This window comes from Salegentibacter tibetensis (genome assembly GCF_020164485.1).
In the GTDB taxonomy this organism is placed as follows: domain Bacteria; phylum Bacteroidota; class Bacteroidia; order Flavobacteriales; family Flavobacteriaceae; genus Salegentibacter; species Salegentibacter tibetensis.
In genome coordinates, this window is record NZ_JAIQZA010000013.1 from 64,889 (window position 1) to 88,514 (window position 23,626).

General features: G+C 38.0%; 24 protein-coding genes and 5 tRNA genes. 25 read left to right on the forward strand and 4 right to left on the reverse strand.

Annotation, left to right across the window (positions count from 1 at the left end):
* Window positions 1–29: 29 nt before the first annotated feature.
* The gene (locus LB467_RS08765; protein WP_224473664.1) at window positions 30–524 is read left to right on the forward strand and encodes a YkgJ family cysteine cluster protein; all 495 of its coding nucleotides are present in this window, start codon (window positions 30–32) and stop codon (window positions 522–524) included.
* On the opposite strand, the gene LB467_RS08770 is transcribed toward LB467_RS08765, so the two are convergent.
* Together LB467_RS08770 and LB467_RS08775 are read right to left on the reverse strand one after the other, a co-directional pair.
* Window positions 521–766: a PLD nuclease N-terminal domain-containing protein gene (locus LB467_RS08770; protein ID WP_224473665.1), complete on the reverse strand. Its 246-nt coding sequence runs from the start codon at window positions 764–766 to the stop codon at window positions 521–523. The genes LB467_RS08765 and LB467_RS08770 overlap by 4 nt on opposite strands.
* 15 nt (window positions 767–781) lie before the next feature.
* Window positions 782–2,014, reverse strand: coding sequence for an exo-beta-N-acetylmuramidase NamZ family protein (locus tag LB467_RS08775; protein WP_224473666.1), 1,233 nt, complete (start codon window positions 2,012–2,014; stop codon window positions 782–784).
* 9 nt (window positions 2,015–2,023) lie between these two features.
* Between LB467_RS08775 and LB467_RS08780 the strand changes: the two genes are divergently transcribed.
* Both LB467_RS08780 and LB467_RS08785 read left to right on the forward strand, forming a co-directional pair.
* The gene (locus LB467_RS08780; RefSeq protein ID WP_224473667.1) at window positions 2,024–3,256 is read left to right on the forward strand and encodes an ABC transporter permease; all 1,233 of its coding nucleotides are present in this window, start codon (window positions 2,024–2,026) and stop codon (window positions 3,254–3,256) included.
* Between the two features lie 80 nt (window positions 3,257–3,336).
* Entirely contained in the window at window positions 3,337–4,317 is a 981-nt protein-coding gene (locus LB467_RS08785) for a PLP-dependent cysteine synthase family protein (RefSeq protein WP_224473668.1), read from the forward strand.
* An 836-nt stretch (window positions 4,318–5,153) separates the two neighbouring features.
* On the opposite strand, the gene LB467_RS08790 is transcribed toward LB467_RS08785, so the two are convergent.
* Together LB467_RS08790 and LB467_RS08795 are read right to left on the reverse strand one after the other, a co-directional pair.
* On the reverse strand, window positions 5,154–5,339 hold the full coding sequence (locus LB467_RS08790; RefSeq protein ID WP_224473669.1) for a hypothetical protein: 186 nt from the start codon (window positions 5,337–5,339) through the stop codon (window positions 5,154–5,156).
* A gap of 106 nt (window positions 5,340–5,445) precedes the next feature.
* The gene (locus LB467_RS08795; protein ID WP_224473670.1) at window positions 5,446–6,003 is read right to left on the reverse strand and encodes a hypothetical protein; all 558 of its coding nucleotides are present in this window, start codon (window positions 6,001–6,003) and stop codon (window positions 5,446–5,448) included.
* Between the two features lie 68 nt (window positions 6,004–6,071).
* On the opposite strand from LB467_RS08795, the gene LB467_RS08800 reads away from it, so the two are divergent.
* The 22 genes from LB467_RS08800 (at window position 6,072) to rpoB (ending at window position 23,623) form a co-directional block, all read left to right on the forward strand.
* Window positions 6,072–6,776 carry an SGNH/GDSL hydrolase family protein gene (locus LB467_RS08800; protein ID WP_224473671.1) on the forward strand — a complete coding sequence of 235 codons (705 nt, stop codon included), beginning with the start codon at window positions 6,072–6,074 and terminating at the stop codon, window positions 6,774–6,776.
* A 43-nt stretch (window positions 6,777–6,819) separates the two neighbouring features.
* A complete protein-coding gene (locus LB467_RS08805) occupies window positions 6,820–8,100 on the forward strand; it encodes a DUF2851 family protein (RefSeq protein ID WP_224473672.1) in 1,281 nt (426 codons plus the stop codon).
* Window positions 8,101–8,118: 18 nt separating this feature from the next.
* Window positions 8,119–8,349: a PspC domain-containing protein gene (locus tag LB467_RS08810; protein ID WP_224473673.1), complete on the forward strand. Its 231-nt coding sequence runs from the start codon at window positions 8,119–8,121 to the stop codon at window positions 8,347–8,349.
* A gap of 170 nt (window positions 8,350–8,519) precedes the next feature.
* Window positions 8,520–10,598: an amino acid carrier protein gene (locus tag LB467_RS08815; RefSeq protein WP_224473674.1), complete on the forward strand. Its 2,079-nt coding sequence runs from the start codon at window positions 8,520–8,522 to the stop codon at window positions 10,596–10,598.
* Between the two features lie 37 nt (window positions 10,599–10,635).
* Window positions 10,636–11,478, forward strand: coding sequence for a ComEA family DNA-binding protein (locus LB467_RS08820; RefSeq protein WP_224473675.1), 843 nt, complete (start codon window positions 10,636–10,638; stop codon window positions 11,476–11,478).
* 119 nt (window positions 11,479–11,597) lie between these two features.
* A complete protein-coding gene (locus LB467_RS08825; RefSeq protein ID WP_224473676.1) occupies window positions 11,598–12,767 on the forward strand; it encodes an acyl-CoA dehydrogenase family protein in 1,170 nt (389 codons plus the stop codon).
* A gap of 82 nt (window positions 12,768–12,849) precedes the next feature.
* Window positions 12,850–13,044 (forward strand): 30S ribosomal protein S21, encoded by a 195-nt coding sequence (rpsU, locus tag LB467_RS08830; protein ID WP_070055026.1) that lies wholly within the window; start codon window positions 12,850–12,852, stop codon window positions 13,042–13,044.
* Window positions 13,045–13,224: 180 nt separating this feature from the next.
* Entirely contained in the window at window positions 13,225–14,118 is an 894-nt protein-coding gene (locus LB467_RS08835; protein ID WP_224473677.1) for a tyrosine-type recombinase/integrase, read from the forward strand.
* A gap of 28 nt (window positions 14,119–14,146) precedes the next feature.
* The gene (gene hpf, locus LB467_RS08840) at window positions 14,147–14,449 is read left to right on the forward strand and encodes a ribosome hibernation-promoting factor, HPF/YfiA family (protein WP_224473678.1); all 303 of its coding nucleotides are present in this window, start codon (window positions 14,147–14,149) and stop codon (window positions 14,447–14,449) included.
* A gap of 101 nt (window positions 14,450–14,550) precedes the next feature.
* Window positions 14,551–14,624, forward strand: a tRNA-Thr gene (locus tag LB467_RS08845).
* 194 nt (window positions 14,625–14,818) lie between these two features.
* A tRNA-Tyr gene (locus LB467_RS08850) sits at window positions 14,819–14,900 on the forward strand.
* A 72-nt stretch (window positions 14,901–14,972) separates the two neighbouring features.
* A tRNA-Gly gene (locus tag LB467_RS08855) sits at window positions 14,973–15,045 on the forward strand.
* A gap of 148 nt (window positions 15,046–15,193) precedes the next feature.
* Window positions 15,194–15,265, forward strand: a tRNA-Thr gene (locus LB467_RS08860).
* A gap of 56 nt (window positions 15,266–15,321) precedes the next feature.
* Window positions 15,322–16,509 carry an elongation factor Tu gene (gene tuf, locus LB467_RS08865; protein ID WP_224470590.1) on the forward strand — a complete coding sequence of 396 codons (1,188 nt, stop codon included), beginning with the start codon at window positions 15,322–15,324 and terminating at the stop codon, window positions 16,507–16,509.
* Window positions 16,510–16,571: 62 nt separating this feature from the next.
* Window positions 16,572–16,644: transfer RNA gene (locus LB467_RS08870), tRNA-Trp, on the forward strand.
* Between the two features lie 80 nt (window positions 16,645–16,724).
* Window positions 16,725–16,922 carry a preprotein translocase subunit SecE gene (gene secE, locus LB467_RS08875; protein WP_037316423.1) on the forward strand — a complete coding sequence of 66 codons (198 nt, stop codon included), beginning with the start codon at window positions 16,725–16,727 and terminating at the stop codon, window positions 16,920–16,922.
* Window positions 16,923–16,932: 10 nt separating this feature from the next.
* A complete protein-coding gene (gene nusG, locus LB467_RS08880) occupies window positions 16,933–17,484 on the forward strand; it encodes a transcription termination/antitermination protein NusG (protein WP_224470587.1) in 552 nt (183 codons plus the stop codon).
* Between the two features lie 76 nt (window positions 17,485–17,560).
* Window positions 17,561–17,998 (forward strand): 50S ribosomal protein L11, encoded by a 438-nt coding sequence (gene rplK / locus LB467_RS08885; RefSeq protein WP_224473679.1) that lies wholly within the window; start codon window positions 17,561–17,563, stop codon window positions 17,996–17,998.
* A gap of 18 nt (window positions 17,999–18,016) precedes the next feature.
* Window positions 18,017–18,715 carry a 50S ribosomal protein L1 gene (gene rplA, locus LB467_RS08890; RefSeq protein WP_224473680.1) on the forward strand — a complete coding sequence of 233 codons (699 nt, stop codon included), beginning with the start codon at window positions 18,017–18,019 and terminating at the stop codon, window positions 18,713–18,715.
* Window positions 18,716–18,726: 11 nt separating this feature from the next.
* A complete protein-coding gene (rplJ, locus tag LB467_RS08895; protein ID WP_224473681.1) occupies window positions 18,727–19,251 on the forward strand; it encodes a 50S ribosomal protein L10 in 525 nt (174 codons plus the stop codon).
* 52 nt (window positions 19,252–19,303) lie between these two features.
* Window positions 19,304–19,681 carry a 50S ribosomal protein L7/L12 gene (gene rplL, locus LB467_RS08900; RefSeq protein ID WP_224473682.1) on the forward strand — a complete coding sequence of 126 codons (378 nt, stop codon included), beginning with the start codon at window positions 19,304–19,306 and terminating at the stop codon, window positions 19,679–19,681.
* Window positions 19,682–19,810: 129 nt separating this feature from the next.
* Entirely contained in the window at window positions 19,811–23,623 is a 3,813-nt protein-coding gene (gene rpoB / locus LB467_RS08905) for a DNA-directed RNA polymerase subunit beta (protein WP_224473683.1), read from the forward strand.
* Window positions 23,624–23,626: the final 3 nt, after the last annotated feature.

Consider the following 23,626-nt stretch of genomic DNA (forward strand, 5'->3'; position numbering starts at 1 on the left):
GGTGTAGGTTCGTTTTATATCTTTGCCCAATGGAAGAAATCCTGAAAAATCTACCTGAAAAGGCCAAAGATAAGCATAAGGAAAATAAAAAGTATTTTGCGAGGCTTAGAAAAAAGCCGCCTAAAGATCTGGACCGTGAGATGCAGGAAATGCACGAAGACGAGTTCTCCAGGACTAATTGCCTGGATTGCGCAAATTGCTGTAAAACTACCGGACCGCTTTTTACCAATAAAGATATAGAGCGTATCAGCAAGCATTTAAAACAAAAACCACAACAGTTTATTGAACAGTATTTGCGAATAGATGAGGATAATGATTATGTGCTGCAGCAAGTGCCCTGCACTTTTTTAGCAGCAGATAATTACTGTTTAATTTACGATGTGCGCCCAAAAGCCTGCCGCGAATTTCCGCACACCGACCGAAAGGATTTTCATAAAATTTCTAATCTCACCATTAAAAACACCGCGATCTGCCCGGCTGCATATAATATCGTAGAGGAGATGAAACGCAGGGTCAAAATCTAGGGCCGTTGCCTGTAATGTCTCAACTTTCTCTTTATAAGATTTACTTTCTTATATTCCTTTATGATTAAGAAATATAATATAGGTCCGAAGAAAGGTAGAAAGACTATGATAAGGACCCAGATTAACCGATGACGACCTTTTAAATTTTCCCTTAGTAAACTGGCAAAAGCCAGTACCGGAAGCACAATTAATGCCACCATAAAAGCCGAAAGCCAAAAGCTGGATGTTTCTAACTGGATCATAGGGAAAATTTTCCCTTAATATAATAAATATTTTTCTCGTTTTTCTGAAAATTTTGCTAATCCCGGCTTCCAGTTTTCCCTTATTTTTTCCGCAGATAGACCTTCCTCTATTTGGGATTGTAATTCTTTAGTACCTGCCAGTTTTGTGAAAAAAGCATTGAAGAATTTATCTTTATCTTCTGTATTTTGATAGGCTTCAATTAACCATTTTAAATTAATTTTATTTAGCCTGTCTATTTCGCTAAGGTCTCGTCCATAACATTCTTTTCCTAAATGTTTTGGACTTTTTGCTCCGGGTTTAGATTCCGGGGTATAAATGAAATTGAAATAATCTTTATTTAAAAACGGTGAGCCAAAAACCTGGAATTGTTTATTGGTTCCACGACCGGCATTTACATTGGTTCCTTCAAAAAAACACAAGCTGGGATACAAATTTATAGATTGAACGTTTGGCAAATTTGGCGAAGGCTTTACCGGAAGATCGTAAGCTTTAGAATGATCGTAATTTTCCATTTCAATTACTTTTAAATCACATTGAATTCCTTCCTTTAACCATTTTTCGCCATTGATCATTTTTGCGTATTCCCCCATCGTTAATCCGTGGACCGTGGGAATGGGATGCATTCCTACAAAACTTTTAAATTCGGTTTCTAGAATGGGGCCGTCTATATAATGCCCGTTTGGGTTGGGGCGATCAAAAACAATAAGTTGCACATTGTTTTCGGCACAGGCTTCCATTACATAATGTAGAGAAGAAATATAAGTGTAAAACCGTGTTCCAACATCCTGTAAGTCAAAAATCAATACATCAAGATCTTTTAGTTGTGCTGCTTTCGGTTTTTTATTGTCGCCATATAGGGAAATTACCGGCAACCCGGTTTGCGCATCTTTGCCATCTTCTACAGCTTCACCGGCATCAGCAGTACCGCGAAATCCATGTTCGGGAGCAAAGCCTTTTACCAGGTTTACATCTAAGGCAAGTAACGAATCTACTACGTGGGTAAATCCGCCATCTTTATTTTTCATGATTGAAGTCTGGTTTCCTACAATGCCTACTTTTTTGCCTTCTAGCATTGGGAGATAAGCTTCAGTGCGATTGACTGCCAGAATAATCTCTTTAACCGCCGTTTCCTTTTGATTATTTACTGCAATTTCTTCTGAAGATTGCTCTTTCTTATTTTGGTTTCCGCAGGAAAGAATACCTATAAAAGCGAATAAAAATGTACTTTTGAATAACCTTTTAAGCATCGTGTTAATTTGAATTTCGAATTTTTTGTTGTTAAACGCCTCATTGGCGGTAAGAGCCATAAAAGTAGCATTTCTGCACCTATAATAAAAATAGCGATTGCAGCAATTGCGATTGGGGTGATCATGATGCTGGTTTCTTTTGCCACTGGCCTTGGTTTGCAGGAAAAGATTAGAGATAAAATCGCGGCCTTTAACGGGCATATCAATATTTCCAACTACGATAATAACAGCTCCCAGGTCACGCTAACCCCTGTTGATAAAAACCAGGATTTTTACCCCGAATTTAATTCGGTTGATGGTATTTTCCACGTGCAGGCGGTAGCTACAAAATTTGGGATAATTAGAACCGAAACCGATTTTGAAGGAATTGTGGTGAAAGGTGTGGGAACCGATTACAACTGGAGTTATTTTGAAGAATTTTTAGTTGAAGGTAAACTTCCTGATTTTGATGATAAACTGAATGATGAGGTTTTAATTTCAGCATATTTGGCGAACAGGTTGCAATTGAATGTTGGTGATAAAGTGCCTACCTATTTTCTACGGGAAGGGAGCGAAAGGCCTTTAACCCGTGGTTTTGTGATCACCGGCATATATGATTCCGGATTTATGGAGTTTGATAAACTTTATTTGTTAGCCGATATTAGACATATTCAACGACTTAATCGCTGGGAAGATAACCAGGTGGGGAATTTTGAGGTTTTTCTGAATGATTTTAAGAAAATCGATAAAAAAGGCCAGGAAGTTTATGAGAACACCGGTTCGTTTTTAGATACTCAAACCATTAATCAGAAGTACTATTCAATTTTTGAGTGGCTTGCGCTTTTCGATTTTAATATCGCACTCATAATTGGGATTATGATCCTGGTAGCCGGTATAAATATGATTACCGCATTGCTGGTTTTAATTTTGGAACGTACGCAAATGATAGGTATTTTAAAGGCCCTGGGCGGAAACGACTGGAGTATTAGAAAGATTTTTCTTTACAATGCAGGTTACCTTATTATTAAAGGACTTTTCTGGGGGAATTTAATCGGATTGGGAATTTTATTGCTTCAGAAGTATTTTAAACTCATTCCATTAAATCCTGAAACCTATTATGTGACCGAGGTGCCGGTTTATTTAAGCTGGGATTATATCCTGGCGGTCAACCTGGGAACATTGATTTTATGTATGCTGATGCTGATAATTCCGTCAGTAATAATTTCAAAGATTTCGCCTTCTAGAGCAATTAAGTTTGAATAAAATATACCTTATCAGGAGTTTTTGGTATTTATGTTGAAATAGATTCAAATTTCTACCTTTGCAACTTCAAAAATAAGACAATGGATTACGTAGAAAATATATTGGGCACTATTGGGAACACCCCAATGGTAAAAATGAATAAAATTACCAGCGAAATTGATGCCCTGGTACTGGCTAAATACGAAACTTTTAATCCGGGAAATTCGGTAAAAGATCGTATGGCGGTCAAAATGGTGGAAGAAGCTGAAGCCAGTGGGAAGTTAAAACCCGGCGGAACTATTATTGAAGGAACATCCGGAAATACCGGGATGGGTCTCGCGCTTGTTGCAATTGTAAAAGGTTACAAAATGGTTTGCGTGCTTTCAGATAAACAGAGCAAGGAAAAAATAGATATTTTAAAGGCGGTGGGTTGCGAAGTAGTGGTTTGTCCAACCGATGTTGCTCCCGATGATCCCCGATCTTACTATTCAACTTCTAAAAGAATGGCTGATGAAACTCCAAATTCCTGGTATGTGAATCAGTATGACAATTTAGCGAATACCAAAGCTCATTATGAAAGTACCGGCCCTGAAATTTGGGAACAAACCGACGGAAAAGTAACCCACTTTGTAGTAGGTGTAGGCACGGGTGGAACCATTTCTGGAGTTGGGAAATATTTAAAAGAGAAAAACCCCAATATTAAAGTTTGGGGAATTGATACTTATGGCTCTGTTTTTAAAAAATACCACGAAACAGGCGAATTTGACGAAAAAGAGATCTATCCATATATTACCGAAGGAATTGGAGAAGATATCCTGCCTAAAAATGTAGATTTTAGTGTGATAGACGGATTCACCAAAGTAACCGATAAAGACGCGGCGGTTTACACCAGGAAACTCGCAGAAGAAGAAGGCTTTTTCCTAGGAAATTCGGCTGGAGCTGCGGCAAAAGGTTTACTTCAGCTAAAAGAACATTTCACCAAAGATGATGTGGTAGTGGTTTTATTTCACGATCACGGGAGTCGTTATGTGGGGAAGATTTTCAATGATGAGTGGATGAAAAAACAAGGCTTTTTGGATTAAGAATAAGCTTGATAAATTTACTGAGGCTGTCTAAAAATTTTTTATCTCGTCATCCTGAATTTATTTCAGGATCTAACATGTTAGAAGCTGAAACTAGTTACCATTGACGTATTTTTAATACCCTGTTATTAGGTTTGTTTTTATATTTTTATAATTCAAAAAGAAACTTACCTGATTTAGAAGTTTCCTTTTTTATTTTTTGCGTGTATTCCTCTCACTGCGTTCGTCGGATACAGGTAAAACGAAACAAAAAAAGGCGTCCTATGTGGAGGTGTTTTTTTGGCAACAGGGCCAAAAAATTGCAAATCAGCAGCTAAATTTTTTCCAGGGCTTCAAAAATTATTAACGCTGCTGATTTTCTACACTCACACACGGAGTTTAAAACTCGCTTTGCTCGAAAACGTCATTTTCCTACGCTAGGTAATTTTTTTATCACGGGTCTCAGCTTGACGGCGTTAGAATTTTTTAGACAGTCTCTTTTTATAAACAATCTCAAGGAAGCCTTTGCAGAAAATAAAAGAGAAAACTTCCAATTAAATAAAGTAATACATCAATAATATCGGCGGTATATCTCCAATGTAAAGGAGGGAGTATAATTTCAAAATAAATAGCATACATTACAAATACGGAAAGTACTGTAATAAGATTTAAGCGTAAAGCTTTGTCTTTTTTGAGATGCTGAACTATAAAAAGACAAATGCTCAAAACGATTGGCATACAAAGAAAATTTGCCAGGTAGAATCTAATAAAATCGGGTAGTGGTTGATCTAAATAATAAAGTAGTTGAAGAGCGACGAAAAGGAGGCAAAAAACAATAAATACTGTTTTAAGACTCTTCATAATACTAACAAGGAGACCAGAAAGGCAATTACACCGCCAATTACCATAACTGCAATCCAAATTGAATAACCTACATTAGAAAAGAATCGCCCCGCGGCAGTTTTGGATTCTTCCTTATCTCCGGGGGGGGTGGAAGTGCTGGTTTTTTTATTTCTAATTTTATTGTTCTGGTTAGATTCCATATTCGATTTCCTAATTCAATTAAAAAAGATAAACAAAAAATTCAAAAAGAAATTTCTGTTTCAAGTTTTAACCTGAATTTAGTATAGCCTTAAAATAAATATGAATCTACTCATCTTCCCAACCCCAGGGAGCATCGGGAGTCTCTACCGGATTTGAGAGATCAAACTCTACCGTAAAATTATTTTTAGAACCTATTCTTTTTAGATTGTAACTAAATATTTCTTCATCCAAAGTGATCCACCACACGTTGGTTGCTGCTGCAGGAATAAGTTCAGCCGTTTCCTCATCTGCAGGAAAAACCTGGATGCTTGCCAGGCCGGTATTAGAAGATGTTCCTCCATATTGAGTGATTTTATCTTCATTTCCATCGGGTTGGCGATGATCGTGCTTAAGCTGAATTTTATCTTCTTTGAGCCTTAAGATCCAGGTTCTTGATTTATTTTCTCCCACAAAAAATGGAATTTTTATCTCGTTCTCATCACAGGATCTTATGTGCATTAATAACTTTTTACCATCAAAATCATCATTTTCCATTCCCTCGGTTATATTGCCTTCATAAGATTTTCCACAATGTTGCTGGAGTTGACTCCAAAAAGTTTCTGCCGGAGTTTCCTGGGCGAATAAGGCGGAACTTAAAAAGAATAAAATGTAGTGTAATTTCATATCCTAAATGCTGTAAAAGTTTTAAATTGCTGCAAAATACACTATTTATCCCCTTTAACAGATTTTGAATGAAAAATTTATACTTGCTTTTATTTGCCTTTTCTTTAATTGGCTGTAGTTCTTCTAATTCTATAACCCGAACTACCGAAACCGATAATCCATCGGGTATGGATTATAGCTATCTCGCGCTTGGAGATTCTTATACTATAGGTGAAAGCGTAGCTGAAAGTGAACGCTGGCCGGTGCAAATGGTGGCTCGTTTAAATGAAGATGGCTACAAAGTTGCACCCCCTAAGATTATTGCGGAAACCGGGTGGACCACGGGAAATCTTCTAAGTGCCATGCGGGCTGAATTAAATTATACCCGCAAATTTGATTTGGTCTCTATTCTTATCGGGGTTAATAATCAGTATCAGGGAAAAAGTATTAATGATTATGAAAAAGAATTGCGGGAAATCTTTAAACTGGCGCTTAATCATTCAAAACTCAGAGAAAAAGGAGTTTTTGCATTGAGTATTCCGGATTATGGCGCAACTCCATTTGGAGAAGAAGACGCGGAAACCATTGGAGAGGAAATTGATGAATTTAATGCTGTTTTTAGACAGGTAGCTACTGAATTTGAAGTAGATTTTTATAATATCACTCCAATTTCAAGGGAAGCAGCCCGGGATGAAGCACTTATTGCTGAAGATGGTTTACATCCCAGTGCATTGATGTACCGCTATTGGGTAGATGAGATTATAGATGAAATCCCCCAAATGTTACCGCAATAGCTGAAATGCTTAAGAATGCATCGCATTTTTTTAATTTTAAAAGATGCGTGAAGACTTTTTACATTACCTCTGGAAATACAAGAAATTCGATTTCACCAATGCTGAAACCACGCAGGGAGAAAAAGTACTTCTTATAGATAGCGGAACTCATAATTTTAATTCTGGCCCCGATTTTTTTAATGCCCGTTTAAAAATAGGGGAGCAGGTTTGGGCCGGGAACGTTGAGTTACATATTAAGGCTTCAGATTGGTATTTCCACCAACACGAAAAAGACAGGAATTACGATAATGTTATTCTACACGTTGTGTGGGAAGACGATGTGGAGGTTCAAAGGCCTGATAAAAGCCAAATTCCTGCTTTAAGCTTAAAAAATTTGGTTGATAAAAACCTGATTAAACGCTACCGGCAACTTTTTGCTTCTTCTCAAAACTGGATTAATTGCGAAAAAAACTTTAAGGATATTGATGATTTTACCTTGCGTCACTGGCAGGAACGTTTATACCTGGAGCGTTTAGAAGAAAAATCGGTGCTTATCCTGGATTTATTAGGAAAGTCTGGGAATGATTGGGAGGCTGTTTTATTCCAGCTGTTGGCTAAAAACTTCGGACTAAATCTTAACGGGGATGCTTTTTTAAGTATGGCGCAGAGTTTAGATTTTACGATTGTTCAAAAAGCTTCCCAGAATAATTTACAGCTGGAAGCTTTACTTTTTGGGCAATGTGGGTTACTGGAAAAACAACTCAATATTTCTTATTTTAATCAACTGAAGCAAGAATACTCTTATCTACAACACAAGTATAACCTGGACAATACCGGCATTATTCGTCCGAAATACTTTCGGTTAAGACCAGATAATTTCCCTAACATCAGGCTGTCTCAATTAGCTTCTCTGTATTTTATTCACCAAAATTTATTTTCAGTGCTAATTGCTTCAAAATCTTTAGATGAGGTCTACGAAATTTTAAACGTAGAAACTTCCTTATTTTGGAGAGAACATTTTACATTTCCGAAGAAACATACAGAGAGACAAAAAAGCTTGAGTACTGCATTTAAAGACCTTGTGTTAATCAATACAATTATCCCTCTGCGATTTTGTTATTCGCGAGCCCGGGGCAATGATGGGGTGGATGACCTGCTTTTTTTGATTGAACAAATACCTTCAGAAGAAAATAAGATCATTCAAAATTTTAGGAAACTTCGAAAAAGTTGTGCTGAAAATGCACTGCACTCCCAGGCTATGGTGCAACTAAAGAATACCTATTGCGAAGCTAATAAATGCCTGGACTGCGCCATTGGGGTGAAATTACTGCAGCAAAAGACTTAAAATGCTATATTTGTAGGGATGAAAAAAATGGTTCACAATATTCGTTATTTTTTCGAGAGACATGGTTTTTATGTGTCTTCCCGTGTAGCCGATAAACTGGGAATGCGTGCTAAAAGTGTTCGCCTGTTTTTTATTTATGCCTCTTTTTTTACCCTTGGGTCCTGGTTTATAGTTTATTTAATCCTTGCTTTTTGGTTGAAGCTTAAGGACTTGGTCTACACTAAAAGAACTTCAGTTTTTGATTTATAAGCGGCTTTTAGCTGCATTTTTATTAAAATAAATGGGGGTTAGGGGAGTTTAATCAAATTTAATTTAACAATACCTTTACAATTTAACTCCCAAAAATTTGAAAAAGCCTAATTTTTTAGCATCTTGCTTCGCGGAAATAATCAATCTAAATTAAACAACCAATATTCTATATGAGAAAGTATCTGCTTTCAGTGTTCTTTTTGTTTTCAATTTTAGCGATTAATGCACAAGAACTGGATGTCCAGGCCAAAGTTGGCAATCCTTCAAATGTGATTAATAATGGGTTTATTGACCTCGAAGTAACGGGTGGTGTACCTCCCTACAAATATCAATGGTCAGATCCTGGAACCTCATTAGATTCTTCCCGGGCTGAAGGCCTTACCGAGGGTATTCCTTATGAAGTTACTGTAACCGATAGTCAGGGGAATTCTGTAACGAAGAGTTTTGAGGTAAAGGCAGAAGCTATTACCGAACATTTTAATGGTACTTTTGTCCCTGTAGTAGAAGCTATGACAGCAATACTTTTCTGGGATCCATTTACCGCTATGGGTATCTACGACCCAAAGGTATATGCTGAAAAAGAATACGTTCCCACTCCCAGTTGGACTGCTGATGCAGAAGACAAATTTACTTTAAAAGAGTGGAGAGTAGAAGAAGGGACTCATGTTGATGAAGGTGACCTTATAGCTATTGTAAGTTCGCAAAACAGTGGTGAGTTAGAGGTTTTTGCTAAGGCTAACGGAACAGTCAATTATTTGGTGGGTGAAGGTGAAATGATTTGGGATTATGAAAATAGTTCAGACCTCATTGAAACAAACGCCCATATGCTGGCTCATATAGAATATGATGAGCCGCAATTGTTAACGAACCCTAACGGGACTCCACAAACCCATAATATTCCTTTTATCGTTGTTTGGCTAATTTTTGGTGCTGCTTTTTTTACGGTAAAAATGGGCTTCATTAATTTTAAAGGATTTAGACACTCTATAGACCTTGCGAGGGGAAAATATGACGAACCTAACGCGCCGGGTAGTATTACTCACTTTCAGGCTTTGGCTACAGCAGTTTCTGCAACTGTTGGTCTTGGTAATATCGCTGGTGTTGCTGTGGCAATTTCCCTTGGTGGTGCAGGAGCTACATTTTGGATGATCATTGCCGGATTATTAGGAATGGCTTCAAAATTTGTAGAATGTACCCTTGGTGTAAAATATCGTTTTATTAATTCTGAAGGTAGAATTTTTGGAGGTCCTATGAATTATTTGCGATACGGCCTTGAAAAAAGAAATATGCGCGGTTTGGGTAAATTCCTTGCTGCTTTCTTCGCTATCCTTGGTATTGGAGCCTCGTTTGGAGGAGGAAACATGTTTCAGGCCAACCAGTCTTTTGAAATCCTTTCCGGCCAGTTTGCTTTCTTAATCGGCAATGGTTTTTGGTTTGGGCTTGGAGTAGCAGTTCTTGTAGGGATTGTAATTATTGGAGGTGTTCAGAGTATTGCTAAAGTTACCGGTAGGGTAGTGCCTTTTATGGCAGTAGTATATGTACTTGGTGCTTTAACAGTAATATTTATAAATATTGAGAACATTGTTCCTGCATTTGGAGCTATTTACGATGGAGCATTTAATGCAACAGCGATGAAAGGTGGAATTATTGGGGTGCTTATTGTTGGTTTCCAACGTGCAGCATTCTCTAACGAAGCCGGTGTAGGTTCTGCAGCGATTGCTCACTCGGCCGCGAAAACAAATCACCCGCCATCTGAAGGTTTTGTTGCCTTGTTAGAACCTTTTATAGATACAGTAGTTGTTTGTACGTTAACCGCATTGGTATTAATATTTACCGGAATGCACGAAGTTGATGGCGTAGGTGGAGTTCAATTAACTTCAGATGCTTTTGCAAGTGTTGTTTCCTGGTTCCCATATGTACTGGCAATGGCCGTTTTCTTATTTGCATTTTCTACAATGATTTCCTGGTCTTATTATGGAATGCGTTCCTGGACTTATTTATTCGGAAAGAGTAAGAAAACAGAGTTGGTTTATAAGGTTCTTTTCCTTGTATTTGTTGTTGTTGGGGCTTCTGTAAGTTTAGGAGCCGTGCTGGATTTCTCTGATATGATGATCCTGGCAATGTCTTTTCCTAATATTATTGGGCTTTATATTATGTCTAGCGAAGTTAGAAGGGATCTTAACGAATATTCCAGAAAGCTAAAAGCAGGAGAATTATTCAAGAAACAACGAGAGGCAAAAGCCAGCTAATCTTGTAATAGATATGAAACCGATAAAATCCCATTTTGTGTTCACAAAGAGCCAACAAAATGGGATTTTTCTTTTGGTATGCATTATTATCATACTTCAGGCAATCTATTATTTTTCTGATTTTTATTCTGAAAATTCAGCTGAAGGTTTAACTCAGGAGGAAATTGAAGGTTTTCAGTCTCAAATAGATTCAATAAAACTAGCCAGGGCTGAAGCAGATTCGGTGAAAATCTTTCCTTTTAACCCAAACTATATTACGGATTTTAAAGGCTATACTTTGGGAATGAGTATGGAAGAAATAGATAAACTTCATCAATTTAGAAACGAAAATAAATGGATTAATTCTGCAGAAGATTTTCAGCGGGTTACCGGGGTTTCAGATACTTTACTTGGCGAAATTTCCCCTTATTTTAAATTTCCAGATTGGGTGATTGAAGCTGCAAGAGAAAAAGCTGCAGCCCAAACTGCAACAAGGGTCTTGGTTTCAGATTTAAATAAAGCAGAAGCAGAAGATTTACAAAAAGTAAATGGAATAGGTGAGGTTCTGGCAAATAGGATAGTTAATTACCGGACTAAAATTGCAGGATTTAGAAGTGAGATTCAGTTAAAGGATATTTATGGTTTAAATTATGAAACCCGGGAAAAGCTGGAGCAGCAATTTCGCGTTTTTAAAAACGAAGAATTCAGTTTAACAAATATTAACGAGGCGAAAGTTTTAGACCTTGTAGAAGTACCTTATATTGAATATGAACTTGCCCGGGAGATTATAGATTACCGCCAACTACACGAAGAGATCAACTCTTTTGAAGAATTATCAAAAATAGAAAGTTTTCCTTCAGATAAAATCGATAGAATTCAATTATATTTGAGCTTAGATTGATTATTCGGAAAATTTGTTAATTAAAATATTAGCTAACCGAATAAGCATAGATTTAAAAATTGATTTTATTTTAGTAAACTGGGAGTCTGCTTCCCTTCAGAATAAAAAAAGAAATTAGCATGAACACAATGTATTTTACAGAGGAACATGAACTTTTTAGAAAAAGTTTTCAGGACTTTTTACAAAAAGAAGTGGTACCGCATATTGATAAATGGGAGAAATCTGGAACAATAGAACGCTTTATCTGGAAGAAGTTTGGTGAGATGGGGTATTTTGGCCTTAACCAACCGGAAGAATACGGCGGGATGGACCTCGATATTTTTTATACCGTCATTTTCCTTGAAGAACTTCAAAAAATTAATAGCGGCGGTTTTGCAGCTGCTATGTGGGCACACGCTTATTTAGCGATGACGCACGTAAATAAAGAAGGTGACGATGGGATTAAGACAAAATACCTGACGCCTAGTATTGAAGGCGATAAAATAGGTTGCCTTTGTATTACCGAACCTTTTGGTGGCTCTGATGTTGCCGGAATGCGAAGCACAGCAATTAAAAAAGGAGATAAATACATTCTAAACGGTTCCAAAACCTTTATTACAAACGGGGTTTATTCAGATTACCTGGTGATAGCTGCTAAAACTGATCCCGAAAAGGGAAATAAAGGAATGAGTATTTTTATAGTAGATAGGGATACTCCCGGAATTTCGGCTTCAAAGTTGGATAAACTTGGCTGGAGAGCATCAGATACGGCAGAGCTTGCCTTTGATGATGTTGAAATTCCTGCTGAAAATCTAATGGGTGAAGAAGGAAAAGGTTTTTCTTATATCATGCAGCACTTTGCTTTGGAGCGTTTAATTATGGGGATCAATTCCCACGCGCGAGCAGAATATGCCTTAGATTATACGTTAGGCTATATGGCAGAAAGGGAAGCTTTTGGTCGTACCATAGATAAATTTCAGGCTTTAAGACATTCGGTTGCTGATATGGCCAGCGAGGTAGAGATGAACAAGGAATTTAATTATTCCATCGCTAAACGCCTGGATGATGGACAATATGTGGTAAAAGAAGCAAGTATGTCTAAATTGCTCTCTACCAAAATGGCTGATAAAGTTATTTACGACTGCCTGCAGATGTTAGGTGGTTATGGTTATATGGAAGATTATCCTTTAGCCAGAATGTTCCGTGATAGCCGTCTAGGCCCAATTGGTGGAGGAACTTCTGAAATCTTAAGAGAGATTATCGCTAAAATGGTAATCGACAAGAAAGAGTACAAGCCGGCGGCAAAATAGATTGAATAATAATTAAAATATTAATTGTAGGTTCTAAGATTTAAATTATCTTTGCGGCCTAAAGAAAGGAGGTGATGACACTATGTTAATAATACCAGTAAAAGACGGAGAAAATATAGATAGAGCGCTAAAGCGTTTTAAGCGAAAATTCGATAAAACCGGAACAATGCGCCAGCTGAGAAGCCGCCAGCATTTCACGAAACCTTCTGTTGCGAAGAGAGCTCAGCATCAAAAAGCCGAGTACATCCAGCATTTGAGAGATCAGGAAGATATCTAGAATATCTTTAATCATTTCCGCAATCTGTACTGAATTTATTTCAGTAAAGGCGGAAATATTTGAACCTGATAATTCTCTTACAGATTCAGAATTAAATCCAGGACAGCTTTGTTTCTTGGTAGTGCAATATAACTGTTGATAGATTAAAGTTTGCTAACTTTGTCTATCAACAGTTTTTTTATGCCCTTTTCACAGTTTTTAGATTACCTGCAGTTAGAGAAAAAATATTCTCCCAATACCCTAACCGCCTATAAAACCGATTTAAAATCTTTTTCAGAATTTATTTTTTTTGAATTTGAAGAAAAAGATCTCAGTAAAGTGCATTATTCCCAGATACGGAACTGGATTGTTGCCTTGGTAGATCAGGGTGTTTCTAACAGGAGTATAAACCGAAAAATTTCTTCTTTAAAAGCTTATTATCGCTTTCTGCAGAAAACCGGGGATATAAAATTTTCCCCTCTTGCAAACCATAAAGCTTTAAAAACCGCTTCTAAGATTCAGGTTCCATTTTCTGAAGCTGAAATCACCCAGGTGCTAGAGCAAATCGATACTTCAGATTTTGAAGGATTGCGTGATCGGTTAATCGTAGAGCTTTTTTATACCACCGGGATTAGACGGATAGAACTTATTGCGATCAAACTTCAGGATGTAGATCTGGCCGGGAAGTACATAAAGGTGCTTGGTAAAAGACAAAAGGAAAGAATTATACCGCTTTTGCCGGGTGTGATTTCTAATTTGGAAAACTATTTAAGCAGACGTGCAGATGTAATGGTAGGCGAGGAGGTGTCTTATCTATTTGTCTCTCAAAAAGGTATTAAATTATACGAAAGTCTTGTTTATAGAATTATAAATAATTATTTTAGTAAGGTGTCTGGCAAAATAAAAAGGAGTCCGCATATCCTGCGGCATTCATTTGCGACACATTTATTGAGCCAGGGGGCTAACCTAAACGCTGTAAAAGAATTGCTTGGGCATTCCAGTCTTGCTGCCACGCAAGTGTATACCCATAATAGTATCTCAGAACTCAGTAAGGTGCATCAAATGGCGCATCCCCGGAATAAAAAGACCGACTAAAATATTGTTTAATTTAATTCTACAGAAGATGAAAGTAAATGTGCAGTCTGTTAACTTCAACGCCGATCGAAAATTAATTGATTTCATCCAACGAAAAATGGATAGGCTTGAAAATTATTATGATAAAATTATCTATGCTGATGTCTTTTTAAAAGTTCAAAATACCAGCGGAAAGGATAATAAAATTACTGAAATTTTATTGAGTATACCGGGCGGGGATATCATGGTTAAAAAAACATGTAAAAAATTTGAAGAATGCGTAGACGAATGTGCTTCATCACTACAAAGACAGTTAATTAAACGCAAGGAAAAATTAAGTGCGCACGTTTAAATATTTTTTTTGCAGAATTGTTTTGTGAAAGGAATAATTTATATACATTTGCAGTCCGTTAGAAATAGCGGACTTTTTTATGCTAAAAAAGTAGCGTAAAGGCCGATGTAGCTCAGCTGGCTAGAGCAGCTGATTTGTAATCAGCAGGTCGTGGGTTCGAGTCCCTCCATCGGCTCTTGAAATTTTGAAGTAAGTATTTTTAAGCTTAAGAAAATTAAGCGGCTAAAAGTTTTATAGAAAAATTTTTAAAAATGCTTTGGATGGTGCTGTAAAATTACGTTTATTTGCAGCCGTTAAAAAAAACAAACCATCATAAAGCTTAGCTGGTGCGCCGGCTACGGTTCTATGAAATAGTGGAAAAATAAATTTGGGGAGATACTCAAGCGGCCAACGAGGGCAGACTGTAAATCTGCTGTTTTCAACTTCGCAGGTTCGAATCCTGCTCTCCCCACAACATTTAAAGTTCAAGATTCAAGGATGTGAAAATTCGGAACTTTAAATTTGAAAGCCTTGAATCGATAATGCGGGAGTAGCTCAGTTGGTAGAGCGTCAGCCTTCCAAGCTGAATGTCGCCGGTTCGAACCCGGTCTCCCGCTCTTAATTGGAGAACAGGAAGTTTTGCTTCTTGTTTTCTTGATTTATTTTTCCGGTTTAAGTAACAATTAAACATCCCCGTAAACCAATGTTGGTTTATGGTTTTTCTTGTTTGAACCGGTGAACCTTGAAAGTGTGAACTTTCGGCTTGCCGACGTAGCTCAGGGGTAGAGCGTTTCCTTGGTAAGGAAGAGGTCACGAGTTCAATTCTCGTCGTTGGCTCTAGATTGTATTAAATTGAACACTAATATATAACTAAGATTAAATAAGTATTAATTATGGCAAAGGAAACATACGATCGTTCCAAACCGCACCTTAACATAGGTACAATTGGACACGTAGATCACGGAAAAACGACTTTAACAGCAGCGATTACTAAAGTAATGGCTGATGCTGGATATTCAGAAGCTAGTGCTTTTGATCAAATTGATAATGCTCCTGAAGAAAAAGAAAGAGGTATTACAATTAACTCTTCTCACGTAGAATATCAAACTGCTAACCGTCACTACGCACACGTTGACTGTCCTGGTCACGCCGATTATGTAAAGAACATGGTTACTGGTGCTGCTCAAATGGACGGTGCAATTCTTGTAGTTGCTGCAACTGATGGACCTATGCCGCAAACTCGTGAGCACATTCTTCTAGGACGCCAGGTTGGTATTCCAAGAATCGTTGTGTTCTTGAATAAAGTTGACCTTGTTGATGATGAGGAGCTTTTAGAGCTGGTTGAAATGGAAGTTAGGGATCTTCTTTCTTTCTATGAATATGATGGTGATAACGGTCCTGTAATTTCAGGTTCTGCACTTGGAGCTCTTGAAGGTGATGAGAAGTGGTCTAAAACCGTTCTTGATTTGATGGAAGCTGTTGATAGCTGGATCGAATTACCTGAGCGTGATGTAGATAAGCCTTTCTTGATGCCTATAGAAGATGTATTCTCTATTACAGGTCGTGGTACTGTTGCAACTGGTCGTATTGAGACTGGTGTTGCAAACACAGGAGATCCTGTAGAGATTATTGGTATGGGAGCTGAAAAACTTACTTCTACTATTACTGGTGTTGAGATGTTCCGTAAGATCCTTGATAGAGGTGAAGCTGGAGATAACGTTGGTATCTTGTTAAGAGGTATTGAGAAGTCTCAGATCTCAAGAGGTATGGTAATTACCAAGCCTGGATCTGTAACTCCTCACGCTAAGTTTAAGGCAGAGGTTTATATCCTTAAGAAAGAAGAAGGTGGACGTCACACTCCATTCCACAATAACTACCGTCCTCAGTTCTATGTACGTACAACTGATGTAACAGGAACAATTAGTCTTCCTGATGGAGTTGAAATGGTAATGCCTGGTGATAACCTTACAATTACTGTTGAGCTTATCCAGACTATTGCAATGAATGTTGGTCTACGTTTCGCTATCCGTGAAGGTGGTAGAACTGTAGGTGCTGGACAGGTTACTGAAATTTTAGACTAATTACAGTTTAGATATAAAAAGATTTCCCGCCTTAGCGGGAAATCTTCCTTTATATTATATTTACGGGTTTAGCTCAGTTGGTAGAGCACTGGTCTCCAAAACCAGGTGTCGGGAGTTCGAGCCTCTCAACCCGTGCAGATAAAGCGAGGCGAGAAGCTTGTCCTGAGCATAGTCGAAGGAAGCCTCTGAACCCGTGCAAATACCTTTAGAATCACATGGCAGGAATTGGCAATTATATATCAGAATCTTACAACGAATTAAGAAACCACGTTACCTGGACAAGCTGGCCCGAAGCGCAAAGGCTTACCATTTTAGTAGCGGTTTTTTCTATAATTTTTTCTCTGGCTATTTGGGGAGTAGATACCGTATTTAGTTCGGCTATCGAAGAATATTTCAAATGGATTAAATCTTAAAAATATTAAGATGGCAGAAGGAAAAGAAAAAAAGTGGTATGTAGTTCGTGCCGTTAGCGGTCAGGAAAACAAGGTTAAAGACTATATTGAAAAAGAAGTTGCTCATCTTGGGATGGAGGACTATCTAGATCAAATCTTAGTTCCTACCGAAAAAGTTATCCAGATTAGAAATGGTAAGAAAGTAAACAAAGAACGTGTTTATTTTCCGGGTTATGTAATGATTCAGGCTAGCCTTGACGGTGAAATGCCACACGTGATTAAAAATATCAACGGGGTTATTGGGTTTTTAGGAGAAACTAAAGGAGGAGATCCTGTTCCGCTTAGAAGATCTGAAGTGAACAGAATGCTTGGTAAAGTAGATGAGCTTTCAGTAAAAACCGATAATGTTGCGATACCTTTTACTATTGGAGAAACCATAAAGGTTATAGATGGTCCGTTTAACGGTTTTAATGGTACAGTAGAAAAGATTAATGAAGAAAAGCGTAAGCTTGAGGTAATGGTGAAAATTTTCGGAAGAAAAACACCATTGGAATTAAGCTATATGCAAGTAGAAAAAGTATAAAGATTTTAGTTACATATTTTTTGATGGTTTTTTAAAGCTTCCACTCTAATAAACCATCACCTTAAAAATTTAGAAAATGGCAAAAGAAGTAAGTAAAGTTGTAAAACTACAAGTTCGCGGAGGTGCTGCTAACCCATCACCACCAGTTGGACCTGCTTTGGGTGCTGCCGGGGTAAATATCATGGAATTCTGTAAGCAATTCAATGGTAGAACTCAGGATAAACAAGGTAAAGTATTGCCGGTTGCGATTACGGTTTATTCAGATAAGTCTTTTGACTTTGTGATTAAAACTCCTCCAGCTGCAGTACAATTGTTGGAAGCATCTAAAAATAAAAAGGGTTCAGGAGAACCAAACAGAAAGAAAATAGCAAGTGTTTCTTGGGATCAGATTAAAACTATTGCAGAAGATAAGATGCAGGATTTAAACGCCTTCACCGTAGAATCTGCAATGAAAATGGTTGCTGGAACAGCTCGTTCAATGGGAATAACTGTAAAAGGTGATGCACCGTTTTAATCCAAAAAGAAATTAAAAATGGCAAAATTAACTAAAAAGCAAAAAGAAGCCCAATCTAAGATCGAGAGCAATAAAGCATACTCGGTTGCAGATGCTTCAGCTTTAATTAAAGAAGTTGCTAACGAAAACTTCGATGCATCTGTGGATTTAGCGGTTCGTTTGAATGTAGATCCAAGAAAAGCCAACCAAATGGTGAGAGGTGTTGTAACCCTTCCACATGGTACCGGTAAAGATGTAAAAGTACTTGCGTTAGTTACTCCAGATAAGGAAGAAGAGGCAAAAGAAGCCGGAGCCGATTATGTTGGTCTTGATGAATATCTAGACAAGATAAAAGGTGGATGGACAGATGTAGATGTAATTATCACTATGCCTAGCGTAATGGGTAAATTAGGACCTTTGGGACGAGTACTTGGACCAAGAGGGCTTATGCCTAACCCAAAGACAGGAACAGTAACTATGGATGTTGCAAAAGCAGTATCTGATGTTAAAGCTGGTAAAATTGACTTTAAAGTTGATAAAACCGGTATTGTTCACGCTGGGATTGGAAAAGCATCTTTTGAAGCTGAAAAAATTGCTGGAAACGCGAGAGAATTATTAACTACTTTAGTGAAGTTGAAACCTCAGGCATCTAAGGGTGTGTATATTAAAAGTATCCACATGTCTTCTACAATGAGCCCGAGCGTTCAGGTTGATACTAAAAGGTTCACTGAGCAATAATAGTATAGATTATGACAAGAGAAGAAAAATCAATAGTAATTGAAGATTTAACTGCCCAGTTAACAGATAATTCTGTGGTTTATTTAGCAGATATATCTGGCCTTGATGCCGGAACAACTTCAAACTTACGTAGAGCTTGTTTTAAAGCTAACGTACAGCTGGCTGTAGTTAAAAATACCTTGCTTGCTAAGGCGATGGAAGCTTCGGATAAGGAATTTGGAGACCTTCCTTCGGTATTAAAAGGTAACACTTCCATAATGTTTTCTGAAACCGGTAATGGACCGGCCAAAGTGATTAAAGAATTCAGAAAGAAAAACGAGAAACCACTACTTAAAGGAGCTTTTGTTGAAGAAGCAGTTTATGTAGGAGATGATTACCTTGACACACTTGTAAATATCAAGTCTAAAGAAGAGGTTATTGGAGATATCGTTGGACTATTACAATCACCTGCTAAGAATGTTATTTCAGCACTTAAGTCTGGTGGCGGTAAAATATCTGGAATCCTTAAGACACTTTCTGAAAAGGAAGAAAAATAGTACGCACTTTTTAACAATTATAAATTAAAGAACTTTTTAAAAACGATAGAAAATGGCAGATTTAAAAGAATTCGCAGAACAATTGGTTAACTTAACCGTAAAAGAAGTAAACGAGTTAGCAGATATCTTGAAAGAAGAATATGGTATAGAGCCTGCAGCTGCTGCAGTAGCTGTTGCTGGTGGCGGTGCTGCTGGTGATGGTGAAGAAGCTGAAGAGCAAACTGAATTTGATGTAATTCTTACAGCTCCAGGTGGATCTAAACTAGCAGTTGTAAAACTTGTAAAAGAACTTACAGGTCTTGGTCTTAAAGATGCTAAAGCATTAGTAGATGGCGCACCAGCTCCAGTTAAAGAAGGAGTAGCTAAAGACGAAGCAGAAGCACTTAAAGCACAGCTAGAAGAAGCAGGAGCTGAGGTTGAGCTTAAATAAGCTTGCCAACAGCAATATTATTTAGGTTTAGACCTCAGGATTCGCTCCTGAAGGTCTAAACCCTTTTGCGTATATAGGGGATTAACCTCTTGCGCGCCCGTTTTTTTATAAATTATAATCCGTCCATTGATGTTAGCAAAGCAAACTGAAAGAGTGAGTTTCTCTTCTGTAAAGAACAGACCTGATTACCCGGACTTCCTGGATATCCAGATCAAGTCTTTTCAGGATTTCTTTCAACTAGAAACCAAATCAGAAGAGCGGGGAAATGAAGGTCTCTATAATACCTTCCTGGAAAACTTCCCAATTACGGACACCCGTAACCAATTTGTACTAGAATTTTTAGATTATTTTGTGGACCCGCCAAGATATTCCATTCAGGAGTGTATAGAGCGTGGTTTAACGTATAGTGTGCCTCTTAAAGCAAGATTAAAACTATATTGTACCGACCCTGAACACGAAGATTTTGAAACCATCGTACAGGACGTTTACTTAGGAACTATACCTTATATGACTCCAAGTGGTACTTTTTGTATCAACGGAGCTGAACGTGTGGTAGTTTCTCAGCTTCACCGTTCACCAGGAGTTTTCTTTGGACAATCGTTCCACGCAAATGGAACAAAACTTTATTCTGCCCGTGTAATTCCTTTTAAAGGTTCCTGGATAGAATTTGCTACCGATATTAACAGCGTGATGTACGCTTATATCGATCGAAAGAAAAAATTACCTGTAACCACACTTTTCCGTGCCATTGGATTTGAGCGCGATAAAGATATTTTGGAAATTTTTGACCTTGCAGAAGAGGTGAAAGTTTCAAAAACAGGACTTAAAAAAGTATTAGGTCGTAAACTTGCGGCCCGTGTATTGAATACCTGGTATGAGGATTTTGTAGATGAAGATACAGGAGAGGTAGTTTCAATAGAACGTAATGAGATTGTTTTAGATCGTGATACTGAACTTGAAAAAGAGCATATAGAAGAAATTCTTGAAACCGGAAGTAAAACTATCCTTCTTCACAAAGAAGATAACTCTACCGGAGATTACGCTATTATTCATAATACATTACAAAAAGACCCTACCAACTCTGAAAAAGAAGCGGTAGAACATATTTATCGTCAACTTCGTAATGCAGAACCGCCAGATGAGGAAACTGCTCGAGGAATTATCGATAAGTTATTCTTCTCAGATCAGCGTTACAGCCTTGGAGAAGTTGGTCGATACAGAATGAATAAAAAATTAGGTCTTGATGTTGCTATGGATAAGCAAGTGCTTACCAAAGAAGACATCATTACCATTATTAAATATTTAATCGAGCTTATTAACTCTAAAGCTGAGATTGATGATATTGACCACTTGTCTAACCGTCGTGTTAGAACTGTAGGTGAGCAATTGTCTCAGCAATTTGGTGTTGGTCTTGCTCGTATGGCACGTACCATTCGTGAAAGAATGAATGTTCGTGACAACGAGGTGTTTACCCCGATAGATTTGATTAACGCGAAGACACTTTCTTCAGTGATCAACTCTTTCTTTGGTACCAACCAGTTGTCTCAGTTTATGGATCAAACCAACCCGCTTGCCGAAATCACGCATAAGCGTAGGCTTTCAGCATTAGGGCCAGGTGGTTTATCTAGAGAAAGAGCAGGTTTTGAGGTACGTGATGTTCACTATACACACTACGGAAGACTTTGCCCAATTGAAACTCCTGAAGGTCCAAACATTGGACTTATCTCTTCACTTTCAGTTTACGCTAAAGTGAATGGAATGGGCTTCATTGAAACACCATACCGTAAAGTTGAAAATGGAAAATTAGATTTTTCAGAAGAAGCTGTTTATTTAAGTGCTGAAGAGGAAGAGGACAAGAAAATTGCCCAGGCTAACATTCCGCTTAAAGAAGATGGCACTATAGATTCAGAAAAGGTAATTGCCCGTATGGAAGGTGACTTCCCGGTAGTAGATCCAAAAGAGGTTCATTATACCGACGTTGCACCAAACCAGATTTCGTCTATTTCGGCGTCGTTAATTCCGTTCCTGGAACACGATGATGCGAACCGTGCCTTGATGGGATCTAACATGATGCGCCAGGCATTGCCATTGTTACAAGCCGATTCCCCAATTGTTGGAACCGGATTGGAGCGCCAGGTAGCTACAGATTCTCGTGTATTGATTAATGCTGAAGGAGAAGGTGAAGTAGAGTATGTAGACGCCAAAAAAATTATAATAAAATACGACAGAACTGAAGAGGAGCGTATGGTTAGCTTTGATAGTGATTCAAAGTCATACAATCTTATTAAGTTCCGTAAAACCAACCAGGGTTCTTCTATTAACCTTAAGCCAATTGTTAGGGTAGGGGATAGAGTAACTAAAGGTCAGGTTTTATGTCAGGGATATGCTACTGAAGCCGGGGAACTTGCTTTAGGTAGAAACATGAAGGTTGCCTTTATGCCCTGGAAAGGTTACAACTTTGAGGATGCGATTGTAATTTCAGAAAAAGTGGTTAGAGAAGATATCTTTACTTCTATCCATATTGATGAATACTCGCTTGAAGTTCGTGACACTAAATTAGGTAACGAAGAATTAACCAATGATATTCCTAACGTTTCAGAAGAGGCTACAAAAGACCTTGATGAACACGGGATGATTAGAATTGGTGCCGAGGTAAAACCTGGCGATATTCTTATTGGTAAGATTACTCCAAAAGGAGAAAGCGATCCAACACCAGAAGAAAAATTACTTCGTGCCATTTTTGGAGATAAAGCAGGTGATGTTAAAGATGCATCGCTTAAAGCTTCTCCATCTTTAAATGGTGTGGTAATAGAGAAGAAACTCTTTGCCCGTGCTATTAAAGATAAGCGTAAGAGAGCTCAGGATAAGGAAGATATTTCAGCGCTTGAGAAAAAGTACGATGCTAAATTCGCCAATTTAAAAGCTGAACTTGTAGATAAGTTATTCGCTATTATAGGCGGAAAAACTGCTCAGGGAGTTCAAAACGATCTTGGAGAAGAGGTAATGCCAAAAGGGAAGAAGTATACGTTGAAAATGCTTAACGCAGTAGACGATTATACTCACTTAACTCACGGTACCTGGACTACAGACGATCACCTGAACACTTTGGTTGCAGACCTTATTCACAATTATAAGATTAAGGAAAACGATCTTCAGGGTAACCTAAGAAGAGAGAAGTTTACCGTCTCTGTTGGAGATGAGCTTCCTTCTGGAATCCTTAAGCTTGCTAAGGTTTACATCGCTAAGAAACGTAAACTAAAAGTTGGTGATAAAATGGCTGGACGTCACGGTAACAAAGGTATTGTTGCAAGAATCGTTCGCCAGGAAGATATGCCATTCCTTGATGATGGTACACCGGTTGATATCGTGTTGAACCCACTTGGGGTACCTTCACGTATGAACATTGGTCAGATATACGAAACTGTACTTGGATGGGCAGGACAAAAGCTTGGTAATAAATATGCAACTCCAATTTTTGACGGAGCTACCATAGACCAGATTAACGAGCTTACCGATGAAGCCGGAATTCCAAGATACGGGCACACCTATCTTTATGATGGTGGCACAGGAGATCGTTTTGACCAACCTGCAACTGTAGGGGTAATCTATATGTTGAAACTAGGACATATGATTGAAGATAAGATGCACGCCAGATCTATTGGGCCATATTCGCTTATTACACAGCAACCACTTGGTGGTAAAGCACAATTTGGTGGACAGCGTTTTGGTGAGATGGAAGTTTGGGCGCTTGAAGCGTATGGAGCTTCAGCAACATTGCGTGAAATCTTAACAGTGAAGTCAGATGACGTGATAGGAAGGGCTAAAACTTACGAGTCTATCGTAAAAGGAGAGCCTATGCCAGAACCCGGCCTGCCGGAATCTTTCAACGTACTAATGCACGAATTGAAAGGTCTTGGTTTGGATATTAAATTAGAAGAATAAAAT

Coding starts and splice junctions, on each gene's coding strand:
- LB467_RS08770 (WP_224473665.1), bottom strand. CDS start 766: ATGATCCAGTTAGAAACATCCAGCTTTTGGCTTTCGGCTTTTATGGTG.
- LB467_RS08835 (WP_224473677.1), top strand. CDS start 13,225: ATGCCCTTTTCACAGTTTTTAGATTACCTGCAGTTAGAGAAAAAATAT.
- rplK (WP_224473679.1), top strand. CDS start 17,561: ATGGCAAAAGAAGTAAGTAAAGTTGTAAAACTACAAGTTCGCGGAGGT.
- LB467_RS08775 (WP_224473666.1), bottom strand. CDS start 2,014: ATGCTTAAAAGGTTATTCAAAAGTACATTTTTATTCGCTTTTATAGGT.
- LB467_RS08795 (WP_224473670.1), bottom strand. CDS start 6,003: ATGAAATTACACTACATTTTATTCTTTTTAAGTTCCGCCTTATTCGCC.
- LB467_RS08800 (WP_224473671.1), top strand. CDS start 6,072: ATGAAAAATTTATACTTGCTTTTATTTGCCTTTTCTTTAATTGGCTGT.
- LB467_RS08810 (WP_224473673.1), top strand. CDS start 8,119: ATGAAAAAAATGGTTCACAATATTCGTTATTTTTTCGAGAGACATGGT.
- rplL (WP_224473682.1), top strand. CDS start 19,304: ATGGCAGATTTAAAAGAATTCGCAGAACAATTGGTTAACTTAACCGTA.
- LB467_RS08815 (WP_224473674.1), top strand. CDS start 8,520: ATGAGAAAGTATCTGCTTTCAGTGTTCTTTTTGTTTTCAATTTTAGCG.
- rplJ (WP_224473681.1), top strand. CDS start 18,727: ATGACAAGAGAAGAAAAATCAATAGTAATTGAAGATTTAACTGCCCAG.
- nusG (WP_224470587.1), top strand. CDS start 16,933: ATGGCAGAAGGAAAAGAAAAAAAGTGGTATGTAGTTCGTGCCGTTAGC.
- hpf (WP_224473678.1), top strand. CDS start 14,147: ATGAAAGTAAATGTGCAGTCTGTTAACTTCAACGCCGATCGAAAATTA.
- rpsU (WP_070055026.1), top strand. CDS start 12,850: ATGTTAATAATACCAGTAAAAGACGGAGAAAATATAGATAGAGCGCTA.
- rpoB (WP_224473683.1), top strand. CDS start 19,811: ATGTTAGCAAAGCAAACTGAAAGAGTGAGTTTCTCTTCTGTAAAGAAC.
- LB467_RS08785 (WP_224473668.1), top strand. CDS start 3,337: ATGGATTACGTAGAAAATATATTGGGCACTATTGGGAACACCCCAATG.
- secE (WP_037316423.1), top strand. CDS start 16,725: ATGGCAGGAATTGGCAATTATATATCAGAATCTTACAACGAATTAAGA.
- rplA (WP_224473680.1), top strand. CDS start 18,017: ATGGCAAAATTAACTAAAAAGCAAAAAGAAGCCCAATCTAAGATCGAG.
- LB467_RS08825 (WP_224473676.1), top strand. CDS start 11,598: ATGAACACAATGTATTTTACAGAGGAACATGAACTTTTTAGAAAAAGT.
- tuf (WP_224470590.1), top strand. CDS start 15,322: ATGGCAAAGGAAACATACGATCGTTCCAAACCGCACCTTAACATAGGT.
- LB467_RS08805 (WP_224473672.1), top strand. CDS start 6,820: ATGCGTGAAGACTTTTTACATTACCTCTGGAAATACAAGAAATTCGAT.
- LB467_RS08765 (WP_224473664.1), top strand. CDS start 30: ATGGAAGAAATCCTGAAAAATCTACCTGAAAAGGCCAAAGATAAGCAT.
- LB467_RS08790 (WP_224473669.1), bottom strand. CDS start 5,339: ATGGAATCTAACCAGAACAATAAAATTAGAAATAAAAAAACCAGCACT.